The following is an 18,330-nucleotide window of genomic DNA, read 5'->3' as shown; positions in this document are numbered from 1 at the left end:
CGTCGCGGGGTGGCCAGGCCCACGAACCGACGCCTAGCTCCCCGCGATGCGTCGGTCGTAGGCCTGCCGGTCCACACCGACGTCGAGGAAGACCCGGTCCAGCCCGACGCCCCGGCGGAGAACTCGAGCCACGGGCCTCGGGAACAGTTGCCACAGTGCGCTTCCCGCGGACAGTCGGCCCGGGACCACCGCGTGCCGGCGGCCCCGCCGCAGCACCGTCACCACGGTTGCCGCGACCTGCTCCGGCGGGATCGGCCGGGTGAACGGTCCGGGTGCGGTCCCGGCGATCAGCTCGGTGTCGGTGAACGAGGGCAACACCGTCGACACCCGCACCCCGCGGTCGGCGAGTTCGGCATCGAGCGCCTCGCCGAATCCGACGACCGCGAACTTGGTGCCGCTGTAGACGGCCATTCCGGGCGCCGGCATGCGGCCGGCGATCGACGCGACGTTGACGATGCGTCCGCCCCCTCCGGTGACCATGCGGCGCGCCGCGGCGAGGGCACCGTTCATCACGCCGACGACGTTGACGTCGACGGCCCGGCGGATCACCGCGGCATCCTGGTCGAGGACCGGACCGATCGGCATGATGCCGGCGTTGTTCACCCACACCGTCATCGGGCCGAGCCGCGTCTGCACCTCGTCGAGGAATGCGTCGACCGACGCCGGGTCGGTGACGTCGAGGTGGGCAGCGACGATTCCGAGGTCGGCGGCGGTGGCCGCGGCCCGTTCGGCGTCGACATCGCCGATCGCGACCCGGGCCCCCGCCGCCCGCAACGCCCGCGCGGTGGCCAGCCCGATGCCGCGGGCACCTCCGGTCACCACGGCCACCCGGCCGGCCAACTCGATTCCCCTCATGTGTGGCTCTCCCTCAGCTCGTCGATGGTCTGGCGCAGTACCTTCCCGGACGATCCGCGCGGCAGCGCATCCACGAACACGATGTCGCGGGGCATCCGGGACCGGGGCAACTCGGTCGCGACGTGCGCGCGAACGGCATCCTCGTCGAGGTCGCGACCGGTGCCCGGTCCTCGCACGACGTAGGCGCGCAGTCTCCGCCCGAACTCGGCGTCCTCCACCGGTGTCACCACGGCGTCCGCGATCGCAGGGTGCGTGAGCAGCGTCATCTCCAGTTCCTCGGGGAAGACGTTCTCGCCGCCCGAGACGATCATCGAGTCGGAGCGGCCCGCGACGAACAGTCGGCCGCTGCCGTCCATGTGCCCCCGATCGCCGGTGTCGAGAAACCGTCGACACTGCTGCGCGCGGTGCCGTCGGTGTACGCGTCGATCTGTCCGGGAGTGCGCACCAGGATCCGGCCCTCCGTGCCCGCTTCAATTGCGTGCCCCCGCTCGTCCGCGATGCGGACCGTGCTGCCCAGCGGTGGGCGACCCGCGCAGTCCGGGGCGACGGCGAGGTCGTCGGGTGTCGCGATGCTGATGTACGCCGCCTCGGTCGACCCGTAGAGGTTGTGCAGCACCGGGCCGAACGTCGCCGTGACTTCCGCAACCAGGGCGGGTTCCAGGCGTGCGCCGCCGCTGGCCACGATCCGCACCGCGGACAGGTCCGCCGACCGCACCTGCTCGCCCAGGGCGAGCACCCGGCGAAGCATGGTCGGCACCGCGACGAAGGTGGAGCAGCCGAGGCGTTCGAGGTCGGTCACTGCCCGGGCCGCGTCGAAGCGGCGGTGCAGGACGAGGGTCGACCCGAGGCAGAGGGTGAGCACCGCGACGAGCAGGCCCCAGCCGTGGAACACGGGCGCCGACAACAGGACTCGTTCGCCACCGCGCAACGGGATCCGCTCGAGCAGCCCCGCCGTCAGCAGCAGGGTCCGCGGTTCGCCGCGCGGCGCACCCTTGGGAATCCCGCTGGTGCCGCTGGTCAGGATCACCAGCGACGCCGGCCGTGCGGGCCGGGGCGGCACGGTATCGGCGCCGCGCGCGACTAGGTGGTCGAGGGCGTCCGCCGGCGGTGTGTTCTCGTACCAGGCGCACCACCGCGGGCCGGTGAACACCGCGGCCGCGGCCGCGAACTCCTCGTCGTAGACCAGCGCGTCGAGCCGTTCCCGTGCGGCCACCGCGGCGACCTGCCGGGGACCGAAGTCCGCGCCCAGCAGCACGACCCGCGCGCCCGCGGCGGCTGCGGCGCAGAGTGTGACCAGGGCATCGGCGTGGTTGCGGCACAGGATCCCGACACTGGGCGTGGCCCCGTCCGCACCGGCGAGTTCGGTACGCAGCGCGTTGGCCAGTCGCCTTGTCCGAAGATCGAATTCGTCGAATCCGAGTTCGCCGCGATCGTCGATGACGGCCGTACCGGAGTGCACCGCCGCGCAGTACCCGGGCAGGCCGCCGAACGGTCCGAGGCGGGCCACGGCGCGGGCGCCGGCGGCGAACGCGCGTGGGTTGTGCGGCGCCATACCCGCTCTCCGGAGAATCCGGGCCGCCGCGAATTCGTTGCGTGCCCGGCTGATCAGCGGTGGGAGGTTCATCGTCGTCCTCGCGATCGGTGCGGCAGCGCCAGGCGCACTCGCATGCCGAGGTTCGTCACGTGCAGCAGCAGGGCGCGGAAGCGGTCCGGGTAGGCGGTGGGTAGCCGCTGGGTGGTCACGGTCTGCGGTTCGGTGTAGCGGACGATGCCCGCGCGGCCGTGCCGGCGGCCGAGCCCGCTCGCGCGCATCCCGCCCATCGGCGCGTCGAGCGAGGCGATCGCGGACAGGTACCCGTCGTTGACGTTCACCGACCCCGCCACGATCCGGGACGCGATCAGCCTGCCTCGCTTCAGGTCCCGCGTCCACACACTCGCGCTCAGGCCGTACTCGCCCTCGTTGGCGGCGGCGACCGCCTCGTCGTCGCCGCGCACCCGGTACACGGCGACGACGGGACCGAAGGTCTCCTCCGCGTAGACGTCCATGTCCTCGGTGACGTCGGCGAGCACCGTCGGCTCGAAGAACAGGGGCCCGAGATCCGGTCGGGCACGCCCACCGGTGATCACCCTCGCGCCCTTGTCCACCGCGTCCTCTACGTGCCGCCGCGTCGCCTCGAGCTGTCTCGGTGAGGTGAGCGAACCCATGTCGAGGTCGTGGGAGTAGCCGGCGCCGAGCCGAAGTCGCCGGGTGCGTTCGGTCAGCGCCTCGACGAACTGCGGGTACACCCGCTCGTGCACATAGATCCGCTCGATGCCGATGCACATCTGGCCCGCGTTCGAGAAGCAGGCCTGGATCGCGCCGACCGCGGCGGCGTCGACGTCCGCGTCCGCGCACACGAGCATCGCGTTCTTGCCGCCCAGTTCCAGCGATGCGCCGATCAGCCGGTCCGCGCAGCGCCGCGCGATGTCGCGGCCGGTGGCCGTGGACCCGGTGAAGCACAGGTGGTCGACCGCGTCGACGACGGCCGGCCCGATGCGGTTGCCCGGTCCGGCCACCACCTGCCACACCTGCGGCGGAATACCCGCTTCCACCGCGAGCTTTCGCGCCAGCAGCAGCGTCCACGGTGCCTGCGAGTCGGCCTTGCTCAGCACCGCGTTGCCGGCAACGAGGGCGGGGATCACGTCGCCGACCGCGAGGAACAGCGGGTAGTTCCACGGCGCGATCACCCCGACCACTCCCTTCGGGCGGTGGCCGACGTGCGTGCGCACCACGCCGGGCATCGCGCTGCGGGCGCGCCTCCCGCGCAGGTGGCGTTCGCCGGTCCGCCCGTAGTACTCGGCGACCGAGATGACGCCCTGCACCTCGATGGCCGCATGTACGCGGGCCTTGCCGGTCTCCCACTGCATGACGTCGCAGAGCTGGTCGTGGTGGTCGAGCAGGGCGCGACCGAAACGCCGAACCGCGCGGGCGCGATCGCAGACCGGGGTCTCTGCCCACCCGGTCTGGGCCTCGCGCGCGGTCGATGCCGCAGTCGCGACCGTCTCCGGCGTCGCCTGCGGCACGCCGGGAAGCGCGGCGCCGGTGAACGGGGCCCGCGCGCGGTGCACGTCGGGGGAGGACGGCAGCTGCGCGCGCAGTTCGGCGATCAGGTCCGGGCCGACGGTCGGTGGGTACTCGGGCGGGGAGGGATCGTCGACGCAGGTGGCGTCGCGGGAGGTCGAAGTCATGGAGTCCTCGTTCGGGAGGGTGCGAGCACGGAGGCATCGGCTCGTGGGTCGCCGGAGTGACCGTGCGCTCGGTAGAGGGTGGCGTGGCGCCGGAGCGTGGTCGTTCAGGGTGGGGTGGTCGTCACCAGACGAGACGCACGAGGTAACGCTCGGCGTACCGGCGCACCGCCTCGGAGTCCGAGAGATCCAACTGCCCTTGCGGATTGAGCATCAACGAGATCGCGATTCGAAGCAGGATCTCCGACACTGCCTGCAGGTCCTCGTCCGGCATCGTGACACCGCTGCGCCGCAGCGAACCCGCGATCTGGGCGCTCGCCTCCGTGATCGGCGCACCGTCGGTCCGGGTGGTGAGTCCGAGGATCATTTCCGGTTCGGACTCGAGGATCCGGCCCGCGAGCGGCCAGTCCTGGGCGAGCCGGACTCCACGGGTGAAGCACTCGACGACGGCGCCGTGCGGATCCAGGTCCGCGGCGACCCGGTCCAGTTCCGCGAAGAACAGCGCCGACTCGCGGAGGAAGAGGGTCTCGACCAGTGCGTCCTTGTTGGGAAAGCGCCGGTACAGCGTGCTGCGACTGATGCCGGCACGACGTGCGATGTCGTCCATGTTCGTGCGTCGGATCCCGTAGCGCTCGAACTCGTCGCGGGCAGCGTCGAGCATCGCGGTCTCCGGTGACGCGGACGTCGCGGTGCGCTCGGCTGGTGTGGGCATTACAGGCAGCATATCGGTCGTCGGCTCGCACGTCGGTATCCGCCTACAGCGCGCGAAGTCGCACCGGCAGGCGGTCCTTCGGCACCGGAAGGGTGGAATTGTCGAGCTCCCACCGGTAGTCCTCCGGTACCGACCACTCGTACCTCAGCAGCATGTTGTGCATGATCGTCTTGACCTCCATCTGCGCGAAGTACAGGCCGATGCACTTGTGGACGCCGCCGCCGAAGGGCATCCACGCGTAGCGGTGGATCTTGTCCTCGGCGCGTTCCTTGGTGAACCGATCGGGGTCGAATCGCTCGGGATCGGTCCACAGCGCCGGATTGTGGTGGTTGACCAAGCTGATCGCGGCGACGTACGTGCCCTCGGGGATGTGGTGCCCGCAGATCTCGGTGTCTTTGATCGCCCGCCGCGGCAGACCGGGCACCGGGGAGTTCAGCCGCAGCGACTCCTTCATGATGCGGTCGAGGACCGTGAACTCGTCGAGGGTGTCGTACGAGATTTCCGGTGGCAGCCCGCGTGACTGCCCGCGGGCCTTGTCCTGCCACTCGGGGTGCCTGGCCATGTAGTACGCCATGGTGGTCAGCGTGATGGTCGACGTGTCGTGGGCGGCCATCAGCACGAAGATCATGTGGTTGACCACGTCTTCGTCGGTGAAGGTGTGGCCCTCCTCGTCCTGGGCGTGACAGAGCACGGAGAACAGGTCGGGTGTCTGGGTCGCGCGTTTGGCGGGCAGGTGCTCGTGGAAGAAGTCCTCGAGTGCCTTTCGTCCGGCGAGACCCCGCGCCCATCGCGTGCCGGGGATGTTCTTGCGGATGATCGACAGGCCGGCGTTCACGCAGTCGACGAACGCCTTGTTGATCCGGTCGGCCTCGGCGCGGGGTAGGTCCAGGCCGAGGAAGATCTCCAGGGCCAGGTCCAGGGTGAGCTGCTTGAACTCGTCGAGCAGGCGCACGTCGTCGCCTAGTGGCAGGTGGGCCACCCGGTCGGCGAGCATCGGCTGCATGTCCTGGAGGTAGCCCTTGAGGTGGGTGTTGGTGAAGGCCTGCTGCATGATCCGCCGGTGGTGGCGGTGCTCCTCGAAGTCCATCAGCATGATGCCGCGGCGGAAGAACGGGCCGATCAGGAAGCCCCACGCCGGTTCGTTGGCGAAGGCTTTGTCCCGGTTCATCGCGACGGCCTCGCAGCCGTCTGCGTTCAGCGGTATGACGAACTTGAGGCCGAACGAGTTGATGTAGGTGATGTCGCCGTATGCGGCACGGCGCCTGGCGACCATGCTGATCGGATCCCTGAAGAACCGGAGTACCTCGATCACACCGGGGTCGCCCGTTCCGTGGATCGGCTTCAGCCCACTGCCGGCGGGAACAGTGGCCAACTGCTTGTGACGCATGCGATCTCCTGGAAGTCGTCGTTCGGTGGATGGTCAGGCTGGGGCGTTGTGCAGTCGACGCGGATCGACGCCGACGCGGCGCCACGCGTCGCGCGCCCACGGCAGGTAGAGCGCCCCGAGGGGGAGGCGGTTGAACACCGGATCGAGTGCCCGCATCACCCTGGCGAAGCGCTGAAACCTCTTCTCCTTCTTTGCGTCCCACTCGAGCCCGCACACCTCGCGCATCTGCGGGGGGACGGTGCCGACGACGACGGTGCGGGTGAACGCATTCAGCGGTGCGGACAGCACCTTCCACGCGGGTGCGGGGATCCGGCGGGGGCCCGGGATGCCCTTGCGGATGTACCCGGTGGCGTAGACGATCGTCTTCGTCGGTACGAACCGGTCGAGCATGCCGTCCCAGTACTCGACGAACTCGGCGTAGGTCTGTGGTTGGCCGCGGTCGCTGACGCCGTAGAGCCGGTACCAGGCCTTGCTCTCCTCGAAGATCTGCTCCTTCTCCGCGTCCGACAGGCGACGGATGAAGGTGTCGGTGACGTAGAGGACCTGGTCGACGAAAGTTGCGTGCGCCCAGTAGAAGAGCTCGGGGTTGAGCGCGTGGTAGCGCGACCCGTCGGCGATGGTGCCCTTGATCGGCTTGTGGAAATCGCGGACGGTTCGGCCCCACGCGTGCGGGTCCTCGCTGTAGACGGTCTTCATGATCGGTGGCCCGCTGCGGCGGGCTCGGCCGAGGGTGTCGGAGAAGATCACCGAGTGGTCCTCGACGGCCTTGCCGAGTTGCTCGATGCAGTTCTCGGTGCCCGCGAGCCGCTGGAATCCGAGCAGTCCACGGACGTCGCCGTAGAACTTCCACACCAGCGAGTCCGGTCCGAGCGGTGGCACCGCGGCGGCCACCTCGTCGTCGACGGTGATCGGCACGGCCTCGCGGATGCCCTCGTCGAACCCGACGTGCGGGGCGGCGGGGTCGTGGGTCGTCTCGGGCACAGGCGTCATGAGTAGTCCTCCGGTCGTCACGCCCGGGTCGGGTTCCGGTGTGAACAATGGAACAAAACTGTGTCTCTGTTCCAGACAGTAGGCCGGGTGGGTGGCGTGCACAAGAGTCCGCGTCGATTTCCCTGCCCCGGGAGACGGCTCGGGACCCCTTCACGCGAAAGTTACTCGCTGGTAAGTTGAGGGTCGGTACTTCGACGAAAGGCGTGGCCGTGACGGAGCAAGCTGGATTGCTGTTCAACCCGAACACCTACGACCCTCGGGACTTCGACCCCGAGACCAGGAGGTTGCTGCGCGCGACCATCGACTGGTTCGAGAATCGTGGCAAGCAGCGACTGCTCCAGGACGACCTGGACGCGGTCTGGGTGTCGGACTTTCTCGAGTTCGTCAAGGACGAGAAGCTGTTCGCGACCTTCCAGACTCCCGCCGAGTTCGGCGACGGCGACCCGAACCGCCGCTGGGACGCCGCCCGCAACGCGGCCCTGAGCGAGATCTTCGGCTTCTACGGCCTCGCCTACTGGTACGCGTGGCAGGTCACCATCCTCGGGCTGGGCCCGATCTGGATGAGCGACAACGTCATTGCGAAGGAACGGGCCGCGCGCGAGCTGACCGACGGCGGGGTGATGGCGTTCGGGCTCTCCGAGCGCGAGCACGGCGCCGACGTCTACTCCACCGACATGCTCCTGACCCCTGCCGCGGAGGAGGGTGTCGCGTTCCGGGTGACGGGGGACAAGTACTACATCGGCAACGGCAATGTCGCGGGCATGGTCTCGGTCTTCGGCCGCCGCACCGACATCGAGGGTCCCGACGGCTACGTCTTCTTCGTCGCGGACAGCCGGCATCCGAACTACCAGCTGATCGACAACATCCTGCGCGGCCAGATGTACGTGAGCACCTTCCGCCTCGAGGACTACCCAGTCCGCGAGCAGGACATCCTGCACACCGGGGTGCAGGCGTTCGAGGCGGCACTGAACACCGTCAACGTCGGCAAGTTCAATCTGTGCACCGGTTCGATCGGCATCGCCGAGCACGCGTTCTACGAGGCGATCACGCACGCGCACAATCGGATTCTCTACGGCAACCCGGTCACGGACTTCACCCATGTGCGGGCGGCGTTCGTCGACGCCTACGCGCGCACGGTCGCGATGAAGCAGTTCGCCGCCCGCGCCGTCGACTACTTCCGCAGCGCCAGCCTCGACGACCGCCGCTACCTGCTCTTCAACCCGATGACCAAGGCGAAGGTCACCTCGGAGGGCGAGCGCGTCGTCGCGCTGCTGCACGACGTGATCGCGGCCAAGGGCTACGAGAAGAACACCTACTTCCGCGAGGCCGCCGGGATGATCGGCTGCCTCCCCAAGCTCGAGGGCACCGTCCACGTCAACGTCGGCCTGATCCTCAAGTTCCTGCCCAACTACCTCTTCAATCCCGCCGAGTACCCCGAGATCGGTACCCGGCTCGACGCGGCCGACGACGAGTTCTTCTGGAATCAGGGCCCGACCCGAGGGGCGGCGAAGGTTCAGTTCCACGACTGGACCAAGGTGTACGAACGGTTCGGCGACGTGCCGAACGTGGTCCGCTTCTACGAGCAGGCCACGGCGCTGAAGGAGCTGCTGTCCACCGCCGCGCCGGACACCGCGCAGCAGAAGGACCTCGACTTCATGCTCAACGTCGGTCACCTCTTCTCGCTCGTCGTGTACGGCCAGCTGATCCTCGAACAGGCCGAGATCACGGGCCTGGACCTCGATCTCGTCGACCAGATCTTCGACTTCCAGGTCCGCGACTTCTCCGGGTACGCGATTGCCCTGCACGGGAAGCCGTCCTCGACGGAGGCTCAGCAGGAGTGGGCGCTCGCGGCGGTGCGCAAGCCCGTGGTGGACGAGAAGCGGTTCGGCCGGGTGTGGGACCAGGTGGTCGCGTACGACGGCGCCTACGAGATGCGCCCGTAGCGGACGCCGGTCAGGTCCTCGGCGAGCGACCACAGCCGGTCCTGGTCCGCGCCGTCCCGGGCCCGGCGGGCGATGCCCGCCGGGCCGGGTGGCCCGGTCAGTTCGAGTAGTCCGCCGGGACCGTAGTAGTCGCCGCCGGCCACCGCCGGATCGGTCGCCGCACGCAGGGTCGGCAGCGCGCCTGCCGCCGGCTCCTGCACGAGCCTGGCCGTCAGCGCCCGCATCCTGGAGCTGATCCCGAGGCGGAGCAGTGCGTTCTGGTCGCGTAGCACCGCGGTGCGGCTGCCGCCGGGATGGCTGGCGACCGAGATCGACCCGGACCGCGCTGCGCGCAGGCGCCGGTCGAGGGCGAGCGCGAACATGACCTCGGCGAGCTTGGACTGGGCGTACGCCTTCGCGACCGTGAAGTGTGCTGCGAGTTGTGGGTCCGCGAATTGGATCCGGCCGAACCGGTGGGCGAGGCTGCCCACGGTGACGACCCGCCCGGACGGCGCGGACTCGACCAGGTCGAGCAGTAATCCGGTCAACGCGAAGTGCCCGAGGAAATTGGTGCCGAGGTTCGCCTCGAAGCCGTCGGCGGTGATCGTGCGCGGCGAGCGCATCAGGCCGGCGTTGTTGACCAGGACGTCCAGGCGATCGAATCGCTCGTGAGCCCGGGCCGCGGCGTCGCGGACCGACGCGAGGTCGGAGAGGTCGACGTGCAGGATCTCGATGCGCGCGCCGGGAAGGCTCGCGAGGAGATCCGCGCGGGCGCCCTCGGCCCGGGCCTGGTTGCGGCAGCCGAGCACGACGTCGGCGCCGAGGTGGGCGAGCGCGCGGGCGGTCTCGAGCCCGATTCCGGAGTTGGCGCCGGTCACCAGGGCGGTCCGGCCCGCCTGGTTCGGAGCCCGGTCGAGCGTCCAGGGGTTGCGCTCGGACCGACCGCGAATCACCGTGTCGCCCCGCGCGGCAGGCATTTCTGGACACCTTGATAAACAGGTGTCCAGAAATTAGTCTTCACGGCATCGGAACGAGGGTTCGCGCGGCGAGGAGACATTGATGAAGTTTGGCATCACGTTGTTCACGAGCGATCGGGGGATAACGCCCGCCGCCGCGGCCCGGGCCGCGGAGCGAACCGGATTCGACTCGTTCTACGTCCCGGAGCACACCCACATCCCGGTGCGTCGCGATGCCGCGCACCCGCAGACCGGGGACGAGTCCCTTCCCGACGACCGGTACATGCGCACCCTCGATCCGTGGGTGGCACTGGGTACCGCCGCGTCGGTGACCGAACGGATCGCCCTCGGGACCGCCGTGTCGCTGCCCGTCGAGCACGACCCGATCACGCTCGCGAAGACCATCGCCACGCTCGACCACCTCTCCGGCGGCCGGGTTGTCCTGGGTGTCGGCTACGGCTGGAATCTCGACGAGTTGACCGATCACGGCGTGCCGCCGGCCAAGCGCCGCACCATGCTGCGTGAGTACCTCGAGGGCATGGCAGCGCTGTGGTCACAGCAGGAGGCGGAGTACCACGGGGAGTTCCTCGACTTCGGCCCGAGCTGGGCGTGGCCCAAACCCGTTCAGCAGCCGCGAGTTCCGGTCATCGTCGGCGCGGCGGGCAACGAGAAGAACTTCAAGTGGATCGCGCGCTCCGCCGACGGGTGGATGACCACCCCGATCGAGCAGGACATCGACGACAACGTGCTGCTGCTGCGCAAGGCCTGGGCCGACGCCGGCCGGGAGGGTGCGCCGCGGATCGTGGTGCTCGACCGCAAGCCTGTGCCCGAGAAGCTGTCCCGCTGGGAGGACCTCGGCGTCACCGAGGTGGTGTACGGCCTGCCGGACAAGTCGGAGGCCGAGGTCGTGGCCTACCTCGAGCGGCTCGCGGGCAAGCTGGATCGAGAGCCGTTCGCGGGCTGACCCGTGGTGGCGGGTTCAGCCCAGCGCTTGGACCCGCCCCTGCCTGCGGGCCTTCGCCAGCCCGCGCCGCGCCAGGAATCCGTTGGCCAGCAGCAGGATCGTCTTGTTCGCGGGTGCACGGAACCCGGACTCCGTGTGCGGCGCGTACAACGCCCCGTTGTCGGTGACCTCGAGCCAGCCGGTGTTCTGGCGGGACTCGAGGCCGACGAGCTGGGCGCCGTAGGAGTGCGCGAGCAGCCCGGCCCGGCGACCGCCGAGGGGCACACCGGCGGGCACCCGTAGTCGCACGCCGGCGGCATCGGCCGATCTCACCCCGACCGGCACGATCACCGGGTACCGATCCGCGTCGCGGTAGGCGAGCAACAGGTGCGGCAACCTCGACGCCCGGTCGCCGGTCCGCACCGCGTGCACCCGCGGGCCGGTGCCCTTCTTCGGCGGCGTCTGCGGCGCGGCCGCACCGTCGGGCCGCGGCGCACCGAACACTTCGGGCTCACCCTCCGCGGTCGCCGAGGGCCAGGCGACGACCCGGGTCGCGGTCACCGTCACCAGCACCCGGTCCTCGTAGTACGCGCGCAGCCACCGGTCCCAGAAGGGGCCGCGCCGCGGCGCGCCCAGGTACGGCTCCGAGTGCTCGCCGATCTCGTCGAGCGTCGCGCGGTCCGGGTGTGGGTCGAATCGCGCCTCGCCCTGCACGAGGACGAACCGGGGGTCGGCGCAGTCACCCACCCCGTGCTCGCGTGCGTGGTAGGCCAGCGCGACCCGGGGATTGTCCTTGATGCGTTCGAGTTTGCGGCCGAAGCCGAGCGAGGTGGTGAAGCCGACGGTGCCGTGTTCGCGGTCGCGGAGCCCGATCGGCGACACCGTCGTCACGACCGCCCCGCCCGCCGGGGTGAGGCAGGCGAGACCGCAGGTGATGTCGCCGCCCAGGATGGCGTCCACGTCGTCCGACCAGGTCACCGGCATGGCCCGACCCTACCCGGGGCGCCGCTCCTGTGCGTGGTTGACGAGTGCAGGGACTCGTCAACCACGCACAGGCGGCGCAGCCGCCTGTCTAGCCCTTGGCGGCGGCGATCCCGGCCCGGCGACCGTAGAAGCTGCCGTCGCCCAAGGAGGTTCCCGAGGCGTAGCCGCCCGCGCAGACGCCCGCGGTGCAGCGGCCGGCGGCGAAGAGTCCGGGGATGGGCTCGCCGGAGACGTGCAGCACCTCGGAGTTGATCGTGGTCCGCAGGCCGCCGAGGGTGAAGCCGGCGGTGAAGTTGCGCAGGTCGAGCGCGGCGATCGGGGAGCCGATCGGCTTGCACCACTCGGACTTCTTGCCCAGAACCGGATCCTCGCCCCGCTCGGCGTGCCGGTTGTAGACCTCCACCGTCGACACCAGCGTGCCCTCCGGCAGGCCCATGTCCGACTCGAGTTCCTCGACCGTCTCGGCCACCCACTTGGGCTGGAAGCGGAAGAACGGAGTCGAACTGTCCGCCGCGCTGCCCTCCTCGTAGGCCGCCTCGTCGATGACGAGATAGGCCTGGTTGTCGTTGCGCAGCAACGTCTCCTGGCCGATCCGGCCCGGGTAGGTGTCCTCGTTGACGTACCGCTGACCGCGGGCGTTGACGAGGATGCCGCGGACCATGAGCTGTGGGTCGCCGAAGAATGCGACCTCGGTGGCGTCCATGTGCGCGAGGTCCGCGCCGATGGCCTGCGCCATCTGGATCGCCTTGCCGTCGTGCTCCTCGATCGAGGCGCCGGGCTTGCCGATCAGGCGCGGCGCGAAGGCCTGCACCATCTCCTTGTTGTAGGCGAAGCTGCCGGTGGCCAGCACGACGCCGGTGCGGGCGCGGACGGCGATCTCCTTGCCGTACTGCTTGGCGACGATGCCGACCACCCGATCGCCGTCGACGATCAGTCGCTGCACCCGCATGTCGTACTCGTGCCGCACCCCGAGCTTCTCCGCGGTCTCGACCAGCGGCTTCATCAGCATGAAGCCGCCGCCCTTCTCGCCGGTGCGCTTGCCGGTCATCTGGGGGACGTGCCCGCGCGGGGCGGGGGTGGCGACGGTGTTGAACGGGGCGGCGTTCTCGCCGCCCGAGTACATCAGGCCGTCGTCGAACGGGGTCTCCCAGCCGGGCTGGCCGTAGAAGCTCTCCTTGAACGGCACGCCGTTGTCCACGAGCCACTGGTAGTGCTCGACGCTGCCGTTGCAGTAGTCGGTGACCTTCTCCTCGTCGGCGCCGGGGCCGAGGGCCGCCATCATGAAGGCCTTCATGTTCTCGGGGGAGTCCTCGAACCCGAGCGCCTTCTGCAACGGGGTGCCCCCGCCCAGGTAGATGAAGCCGCCGGCGAGGGCGGCCGCGCCACCCCATCCGCTGGTGCGCTCGAGAACCAGCACGTCCGCGCCGGCTCGGGCCGCCTCGATCGCGGCGCTGACGCCCGCGATGCCGTAGCCGGCGACGACCACGTCGGCCTCGTGATGCCAGGTCTGCACCTGGTCGACGGACAGTGGGCGGATGTGGTTGGCCTCGGCCATGAATCGGTCCTTCTGCTCGGGGTTGTTGCCTTGGGTGCAGTATTTCGGTTTCGGCGTCAGCCGGAGGCCGAATCCGCCGACTCCGCCTCGGCCGCCTTCGCCGCGGCCCGGGCCGCCTTGCGACGGTCGGCCTTGACGGAGATGAGGGCGTTGTTCAGCCCGGTGGCCAGCGGCCAGCCGACGTAGTGGCACAGGAAGATCGCGGCCTCCTCGCACTGCTGCTCGGTGAGTTCCTCGTTCTGCAGCGCGGCGCCGAGTTGGATCTTCGCGACGTCGCCCTGACCCTGCGCCGTGATCGCGCCCAGCAGCAGCAGGCGCCGGTCGCGCAGGCTCAGGCCCGGCCGCGTCCAGATGTCGGCGAAGAGGTGGTCGGCGGTGACGGCGAAGAAGTCGCCGGGTACGTCCGCGGGCATCTCCCAGCCGTACACCTCGTTCATCATCGCGACGCCGCGCGACCGAGCCTCGGTCGGTTCGTTCCGATCGGTCATGTGTGCTCCTTCGTGAGTGATTCGGAGAGGGCGCCGGTACCGACGCCGAGGCCGGGGCCGAGGCCCGACAGTGCCCGGGTGGCCAGTGGAAGGTCGACGTCGAGTCGTTCGCCGAGGTCGAGGGCCAGGGACAGGTCCTTCTCGCCGAGGTTGCGGACGTGGCTGAGGATCGGGAACCAGCCGTCGGTCTCGGCGACCGGGGCCGTGGTCTCACGCAGCATGATCGCCCCGGCCCCGCCGGTGATCGCGTCGGTGTGCCGGACCACCTTGCCGAGGTCCCGGATGTCCAGGCCGGCCGCCTCGGCAAGCCGCTGCGCCTCGGTGGCCGCGGTGAACGAGATGAAGTGCAGCAGATTGCGAGCCAGCTTCATCCGCGTTCCCGCGCCGACCTCGCCGGCGTGGACCACCAGCTCCGCGAATCGGCCGAACGGTTCGCTGACCGCGGCGAAGGCCTCGGCGGAACCCCCGACCATGACCGCGAGGCGACCTTGCTGGGCACCCGGTGCGCCGCCGCTGATCGGGGCGTCGATCAGGTGGACGCCCGCCTCCGCGCAGGTGCGGGCGAGTTCCACGGCGGTGACGTCCGAGATCGTCGAGTGCACCGCGATCACCGTGCCCGCTCGCGCGGTGGACAGGATGCCGTCCGGGCCGGCCACGACGTCGCGCACCTGGGCGTCGTCGAGCACGGTCACCGAGATGACCGTGGCCTCGGCGGCGACCGCGGCGGGGGTGGCCGCGGCGCGGGCGCCTGCCGCGGTGAACGGTTCGGTGGCCTCGGTGCGGGCGTCGCAGACCACCAGGCCGCCGGGCCAGTCGAGCAGTCGCTTCGCCATCGGCGCACCCATGTTGCCGAGCCCGATGTAGCCGACCGTGACGTCGGTGGCGGCCGCGGTCATGAGCGGTACACCTGTCCGCCGTCGACGTTGAAGATCTGGCCGGTGACCCAGCTCGCCTCGTCGGAGAGCAGGAACAGACACATGCCGACCAGGTCGTCGGTGGTCCCCATGCGCTGCAGCGGAATTCGCTTCACGATGTCCTTGACGACGTTGCCCGGGGTGACGGTGCGGGTGGCCTCGGTGTCGATCGGGCCCGGCGCGATGGCGTTGATGCGGATGTTCGACCAGCCGAGCTCGGTGGCCAGCTGCTGGGTCAGGCTGTTGATGCCCGCCTTCGCCAGTCCGTAGTAGTTCGAGTACAACCAGGCCGCGGTGGAGGACTGGTTGACGATCGAGCCGCCGTTGGCGCGCATGTGCGGGACCACCGCCCGGCACACCTGCAGCGCGCCGTCCATGTTCACGCTCATGAACTTGCGGTAGTAGTCCCAGTCCACGGTGAGCAGCGAGTCGATCTTCATGCCGCCGTAGATGGCGGCGTTGTTGACCAGGTGCTCGATGCTGCCGAACTTCGCGATGGTGAAGTCGGCCAGGTCCTGCGTCGACGCGCCGTCCGCGACGTCGACCTCCTTGAACACCGCGGATCCGCCGTCGGCGACGATCTGCTTGGCCACGGTCTCGCCGAGTTCGCGGTTGAGGTCCGACACCACCACGTTCGCCCCCTCGGCGGCCAGCGCTCGGGCATACGCCTCTCCGATGCCCTGCGCGGCGCCGGTCACGATGGCGGTGCGTCCGTCGAAACGTCCCATGTGAAGTCCTGCTTTCGTTGTCGTGGAATGCATTACGCGGACGCGGGGGAGGCGACGAGCTTGGTTTCCAGGTATTCCTCGAAGCCGGCCACGCCCATCTCTCGACCGATCCCCGACTGCTTGTATCCGCCGAACGGTGCGTCGGCGGAGTACCAGACGCCGCCGTTGACGCTGAGCGTTCCGGTGCGAATGCCCGCGACCACACGATTCACTCGATCGGGGTCGGTACCCCAGACTGCGCCCGAGAGACCGTAGGGGGACTCGTTCGCGATCCGGATCGCGTCGTCGTCCCCGTCGTGCGGCAGGACGACCAGCACCGGGCCGAAGATCTCCTCCTGCGCGACCCGCGCCGAGTTGTCGAGTCCGGCGATCAGGGTCGGCTCGACGAAGTACCCGCGCTCGCGGTCCGCGGGTCGTCCACCGCCCGTGACGATGGTGCCGCCCTCCTCGACAGCGAGCTTCAGGTAGCCCTCGACGCGGTCACGCTGGCGAGCGGAGATCAGTGGTCCACAGACGGTTCCGGGCTTCGACGGGTCGCCTGCGCGGATGCCGGACATCGTCCGGGCGGTCGCGGCCACCGCCTCGTCGTACCGGGCGCGTGGCACCAGCAGCCGGGTGGTCAGCGCGCAGCCCTGGCCGGCGTGAACGCACACCGAGAAGCCGGCGACGGAACTGGCGGCCGCCACGTCGGCGTCGTCGAGCACGACGAAGGCAGACTTGCCGCCGAGTTCGAGGAACACCTTCTTCAGCGAGTCCGCGGCGGTGCGCATGACGGCCTTGCCGGTCGCGGTCGATCCGGTGAAGGAGACCAGGTCGACCCGTGGGTCGGCGGCGAGCTGGGCGCCGAGGCCGTGGTCGGTGGAGGTCACGATGTTGACCACGCCCGCGGGTATGTCGGTCTCCTCGGCGATGACCTGGCCGACCAGTGCTGCGCACCAAGGGGTGTCGGGGGCCGGCTTGAGCACCACGGTGTTGCCCGCGGCGAGCGCGGGACCGAGCTTGGCGAAGTTGATCTGGTGTGGGAAGTTCCACGGGGTGATCGCCCCGACCACGCCGACCGCCTCCTTCAGCACGCGTCGCGCGGTGGCAATGCCCATCGGCGTCGCCTTCCCGAGATCGCTCTCCCAGGAATAGCTTTCGGCAAGATCGGCCCAGTAGCGAAGGTCCTCGATCGGACCCTCCAGTTGCGGACCGGTGGTCAGCATGGCCGGGGCCCCGACCTCGTCGATGGTGATCGCGCGCAGCTCCTCGAGGTGCGACTGCAGCGCGTCGCAGAGCTGTCGCAGGCATCGGGCCCGGAACGCGTGGTCGCGGTTCCAGTCGGTCGTGTCGAAGGCGCGCCGTGCGGCCCCGATGGCGGCGTCCATGTCCTCGGCGGTGCCCTCGGCGGCGAGGCCGATGACCTCCTCGGTGGCCGGGTTGAGAACCTCGAAGGTCCCTCCGGAGCCCGAGATCAGCTTTCCGTCGACGAGCAGTGCAGAGCTGTCGGCAGGTCGAAGCGTCATTGCGCAAACCCTTCCTTTCTGGACAGGTGTCTGGACTATAGTTCGAACAAATGTCACACGCAATGGGTGTCGGGCATAAGCGATTTCGATCTTGGGTATCGACAAACGTCGGAGTCCGTGTCTAGTCTTCGTCACACCGCCGCGTCGCCCGGCCGTCAGTGCCGGGGCAGGCGTCGCCGCGCGCGAACCTCTCCGTTCGCGATGTCCGGCAGGCGGAGTGCAGCGCGCCCGTTCACAGATCCCCGTTCGTTCGATCCGAGGGAGAAATGCAATGAACCGAGTTGCCGGCAAGGTCGCCTTCGTCACGGGCGCGGCCAGGGGGCAGGGCCGCAGTCACGCGGTTCGGCTGGCCGAGGAGGGCGCCGACGTCATCGCGTTCGACGTCTGTGAGGACATCGGGAGCAACGAGTACCCGCTCTCGAGTGAGGCGGATCTCGCGGACACCGCGAAACTGGTGGAGAAGACCGGGCGCAGGGTGGTTGCCGCGAAGGTCGACGTTCGCGATCGCGCCGCGATGGAGACGGAACTGACCGATGCGGTCGCTCAGCTCGGCGGGCTCGACATCGTGGTCGCGAACGCCGGAATCTGCCCATTGGGCAACCACATTCCGAACATGGGCTTCGTCGATGCCTTCGACGTCGACTTCGTCGGCGTCGTCAACACCGTGCACGCGGCGATGCCGCACCTCGGGGCGGGTGCCTCGATCATCGCGATCGGGTCGGTCGCGGGACTCGTGCCGCAGACCGGGTTCAACGGCCAGCAGGCGCTGCAGGGTCCGGGCGGGGACGGATACGGGCTGGCGAAGAAGATGATCCAGACGTACACGAGCTCGCTCGCGCTGACCCTCGGGCCGAGTTCGATCCGGGTCAACGCGATCCATCCGACCAACTGCAACACCGACATGCTGCAGAGTCCGCCGATGTACAAGACCTTCCGGCCGGATCTCGCGAACCCCACCGCCGAGGATGCCGCGGTGACCTTCCCGTTCATGCAGGCCATGCCGATTCCGTGGGTCGAGCCCGAGGACATCTCGCACGCGGTGCTCTTCTTCGCGTCCGACGAGTCGCGCTACGTGACGGGTCAGCAGCTGCGTGTCGACGGTGGCGCGGGCATGAAGATCGGCCTCTAGGTCCACGGCCAGCGGATATGACCGAATCAACCGGCGC

At 69.5% G+C, this 18,330-nt stretch carries 17 protein-coding genes; 3 read left to right on the top strand and 14 right to left on the bottom strand.

From position 1 onward, the window contains the following. Positions 1-33: 33 nt before the first annotated feature. From ACFVH2_RS21175 to ACFVH2_RS21145, 7 genes are all read right to left on the bottom strand, one after another. Positions 34-855: an SDR family NAD(P)-dependent oxidoreductase gene (locus tag ACFVH2_RS21175; RefSeq protein ID WP_378426668.1), complete on the bottom strand. Its 822-nt coding sequence runs from the start codon at positions 853-855 to the stop codon at positions 34-36. Continuing rightward, a complete protein-coding gene (locus tag ACFVH2_RS21170; protein ID WP_378426670.1) occupies positions 852-1,211 on the bottom strand; it encodes a hypothetical protein in 360 nt (119 codons plus the stop codon). Before ACFVH2_RS21170 ends, ACFVH2_RS21175 begins: the two co-directional genes overlap by 4 nt. Further along, positions 1,163-2,479 (bottom strand): AMP-binding protein, encoded by a 1,317-nt coding sequence (locus ACFVH2_RS21165; RefSeq protein ID WP_378426672.1) that lies wholly within the window; start codon positions 2,477-2,479, stop codon positions 1,163-1,165. Before ACFVH2_RS21165 ends, ACFVH2_RS21170 begins: the two co-directional genes overlap by 49 nt. Further along, the gene (locus ACFVH2_RS21160; protein ID WP_378426673.1) at positions 2,476-4,083 is read right to left on the bottom strand and encodes a succinic semialdehyde dehydrogenase; all 1,608 of its coding nucleotides are present in this window, start codon (positions 4,081-4,083) and stop codon (positions 2,476-2,478) included. Before ACFVH2_RS21160 ends, ACFVH2_RS21165 begins: the two co-directional genes overlap by 4 nt. 121 nt (positions 4,084-4,204) lie before the next feature. Then, complete coding sequence (locus tag ACFVH2_RS21155) at positions 4,205-4,804, bottom strand: TetR/AcrR family transcriptional regulator (RefSeq protein ID WP_378426675.1); 600 nt, start codon at positions 4,802-4,804, stop codon at positions 4,205-4,207. Positions 4,805-4,835: 31 nt separating this feature from the next. Further along, entirely contained in the window at positions 4,836-6,179 is a 1,344-nt protein-coding gene (locus ACFVH2_RS21150; protein WP_378426677.1) for a cytochrome P450, read from the bottom strand. 33 nt (positions 6,180-6,212) lie between these two features. After that, positions 6,213-7,169, bottom strand: a complete 957-nt coding sequence (locus ACFVH2_RS21145; RefSeq protein ID WP_378426678.1) for an oxygenase MpaB family protein — start codon at positions 7,167-7,169, stop codon at positions 6,213-6,215. A gap of 209 nt (positions 7,170-7,378) precedes the next feature. On the opposite strand from ACFVH2_RS21145, the gene ACFVH2_RS21140 reads away from it, so the two are divergent. Continuing rightward, entirely contained in the window at positions 7,379-9,112 is a 1,734-nt protein-coding gene (locus tag ACFVH2_RS21140; RefSeq protein WP_378426680.1) for an acyl-CoA dehydrogenase family protein, read from the top strand. Here the strand turns inward: ACFVH2_RS21140 and ACFVH2_RS21135 are convergent. Then, the gene (locus ACFVH2_RS21135) at positions 9,094-10,068 is read right to left on the bottom strand and encodes an oxidoreductase (protein WP_378426682.1); all 975 of its coding nucleotides are present in this window, start codon (positions 10,066-10,068) and stop codon (positions 9,094-9,096) included. The genes ACFVH2_RS21140 and ACFVH2_RS21135 overlap by 19 nt on opposite strands. Before the next feature lie 82 nt (positions 10,069-10,150). On the opposite strand from ACFVH2_RS21135, the gene ACFVH2_RS21130 reads away from it, so the two are divergent. After that, complete coding sequence (locus tag ACFVH2_RS21130) at positions 10,151-11,011, top strand: LLM class F420-dependent oxidoreductase (RefSeq protein WP_378426684.1); 861 nt, start codon at positions 10,151-10,153, stop codon at positions 11,009-11,011. Positions 11,012-11,026: 15 nt separating this feature from the next. On the opposite strand, the gene ACFVH2_RS21125 is transcribed toward ACFVH2_RS21130, so the two are convergent. From ACFVH2_RS21125 to ACFVH2_RS21100, 6 genes are all read right to left on the bottom strand, one after another. Then, complete coding sequence (locus tag ACFVH2_RS21125) at positions 11,027-11,974, bottom strand: pyridoxamine 5'-phosphate oxidase family protein (protein ID WP_378426686.1); 948 nt, start codon at positions 11,972-11,974, stop codon at positions 11,027-11,029. An 88-nt stretch (positions 11,975-12,062) separates the two neighbouring features. After that, complete coding sequence (locus ACFVH2_RS21120; RefSeq protein WP_378426688.1) at positions 12,063-13,529, bottom strand: FAD-dependent oxidoreductase; 1,467 nt, start codon at positions 13,527-13,529, stop codon at positions 12,063-12,065. 56 nt (positions 13,530-13,585) lie between these two features. Beyond that, positions 13,586-14,017, bottom strand: a complete 432-nt coding sequence (locus tag ACFVH2_RS21115) for a carboxymuconolactone decarboxylase family protein (RefSeq protein WP_378426690.1) — start codon at positions 14,015-14,017, stop codon at positions 13,586-13,588. Continuing rightward, positions 14,014-14,913 carry an NAD(P)-dependent oxidoreductase gene (locus tag ACFVH2_RS21110; protein ID WP_378426691.1) on the bottom strand — a complete coding sequence of 300 codons (900 nt, stop codon included), beginning with the start codon at positions 14,911-14,913 and terminating at the stop codon, positions 14,014-14,016. Before ACFVH2_RS21110 ends, ACFVH2_RS21115 begins: the two co-directional genes overlap by 4 nt. Continuing rightward, positions 14,910-15,659 (bottom strand): SDR family oxidoreductase, encoded by a 750-nt coding sequence (locus tag ACFVH2_RS21105; RefSeq protein ID WP_378426693.1) that lies wholly within the window; start codon positions 15,657-15,659, stop codon positions 14,910-14,912. Before ACFVH2_RS21105 ends, ACFVH2_RS21110 begins: the two co-directional genes overlap by 4 nt. A gap of 32 nt (positions 15,660-15,691) precedes the next feature. Continuing rightward, positions 15,692-17,164, bottom strand: a complete 1,473-nt coding sequence (locus ACFVH2_RS21100) for an aldehyde dehydrogenase (RefSeq protein WP_378426695.1) — start codon at positions 17,162-17,164, stop codon at positions 15,692-15,694. A gap of 271 nt (positions 17,165-17,435) precedes the next feature. On the opposite strand from ACFVH2_RS21100, the gene ACFVH2_RS21095 reads away from it, so the two are divergent. Further along, positions 17,436-18,293: a mycofactocin-coupled SDR family oxidoreductase gene (locus ACFVH2_RS21095; RefSeq protein WP_378426697.1), complete on the top strand. Its 858-nt coding sequence runs from the start codon at positions 17,436-17,438 to the stop codon at positions 18,291-18,293. The last annotated feature ends 37 nt before the right edge of the window (positions 18,294-18,330 follow it).

The sequence above is a fragment of the Rhodococcus sp. NPDC127527 genome (assembly GCF_042672245.1).
In the GTDB taxonomy this organism is placed as follows: domain Bacteria; phylum Actinomycetota; class Actinomycetes; order Mycobacteriales; family Mycobacteriaceae; genus Rhodococcus_G.
The sequence above is the reverse complement of the archived record's forward strand: the minus strand, read 5'-3'. Positions and strand labels throughout refer to the sequence as shown.

Bases quoted from the DNA above. Each gene is read 5' to 3' on its own strand.
- ACFVH2_RS21175 (WP_378426668.1), bottom strand. From the start codon at position 855: ATGAGGGGAATCGAGTTGGCCGGCCGGGTGGCCGTGGTGACCGGAGGT.
- ACFVH2_RS21170 (WP_378426670.1), bottom strand. From the start codon at position 1,211: ATGGACGGCAGCGGCCGACTGTTCGTCGCGGGCCGCTCCGACTCGATG.
- ACFVH2_RS21165 (WP_378426672.1), bottom strand. From the start codon at position 2,479: ATGAACCTCCCACCGCTGATCAGCCGGGCACGCAACGAATTCGCGGCG.
- ACFVH2_RS21160 (WP_378426673.1), bottom strand. From the start codon at position 4,083: ATGACTTCGACCTCCCGCGACGCCACCTGCGTCGACGATCCCTCCCCG.
- ACFVH2_RS21155 (WP_378426675.1), bottom strand. From the start codon at position 4,804: ATGCTGCCTGTAATGCCCACACCAGCCGAGCGCACCGCGACGTCCGCG.
- ACFVH2_RS21150 (WP_378426677.1), bottom strand. From the start codon at position 6,179: ATGCGTCACAAGCAGTTGGCCACTGTTCCCGCCGGCAGTGGGCTGAAG.
- ACFVH2_RS21145 (WP_378426678.1), bottom strand. From the start codon at position 7,169: ATGACGCCTGTGCCCGAGACGACCCACGACCCCGCCGCCCCGCACGTC.
- ACFVH2_RS21135 (WP_378426682.1), bottom strand. From the start codon at position 10,068: ATGCCTGCCGCGCGGGGCGACACGGTGATTCGCGGTCGGTCCGAGCGC.
- ACFVH2_RS21130 (WP_378426684.1), top strand. From the start codon at position 10,151: ATGAAGTTTGGCATCACGTTGTTCACGAGCGATCGGGGGATAACGCCC.
- ACFVH2_RS21125 (WP_378426686.1), bottom strand. From the start codon at position 11,974: ATGCCGGTGACCTGGTCGGACGACGTGGACGCCATCCTGGGCGGCGAC.
- ACFVH2_RS21120 (WP_378426688.1), bottom strand. From the start codon at position 13,529: ATGGCCGAGGCCAACCACATCCGCCCACTGTCCGTCGACCAGGTGCAG.
- ACFVH2_RS21115 (WP_378426690.1), bottom strand. From the start codon at position 14,017: ATGACCGATCGGAACGAACCGACCGAGGCTCGGTCGCGCGGCGTCGCG.
- ACFVH2_RS21110 (WP_378426691.1), bottom strand. From the start codon at position 14,913: ATGACCGCGGCCGCCACCGACGTCACGGTCGGCTACATCGGGCTCGGC.
- ACFVH2_RS21105 (WP_378426693.1), bottom strand. From the start codon at position 15,659: ATGGGACGTTTCGACGGACGCACCGCCATCGTGACCGGCGCCGCGCAG.
- ACFVH2_RS21100 (WP_378426695.1), bottom strand. From the start codon at position 17,164: ATGACGCTTCGACCTGCCGACAGCTCTGCACTGCTCGTCGACGGAAAG.
- ACFVH2_RS21095 (WP_378426697.1), top strand. From the start codon at position 17,436: ATGAACCGAGTTGCCGGCAAGGTCGCCTTCGTCACGGGCGCGGCCAGG.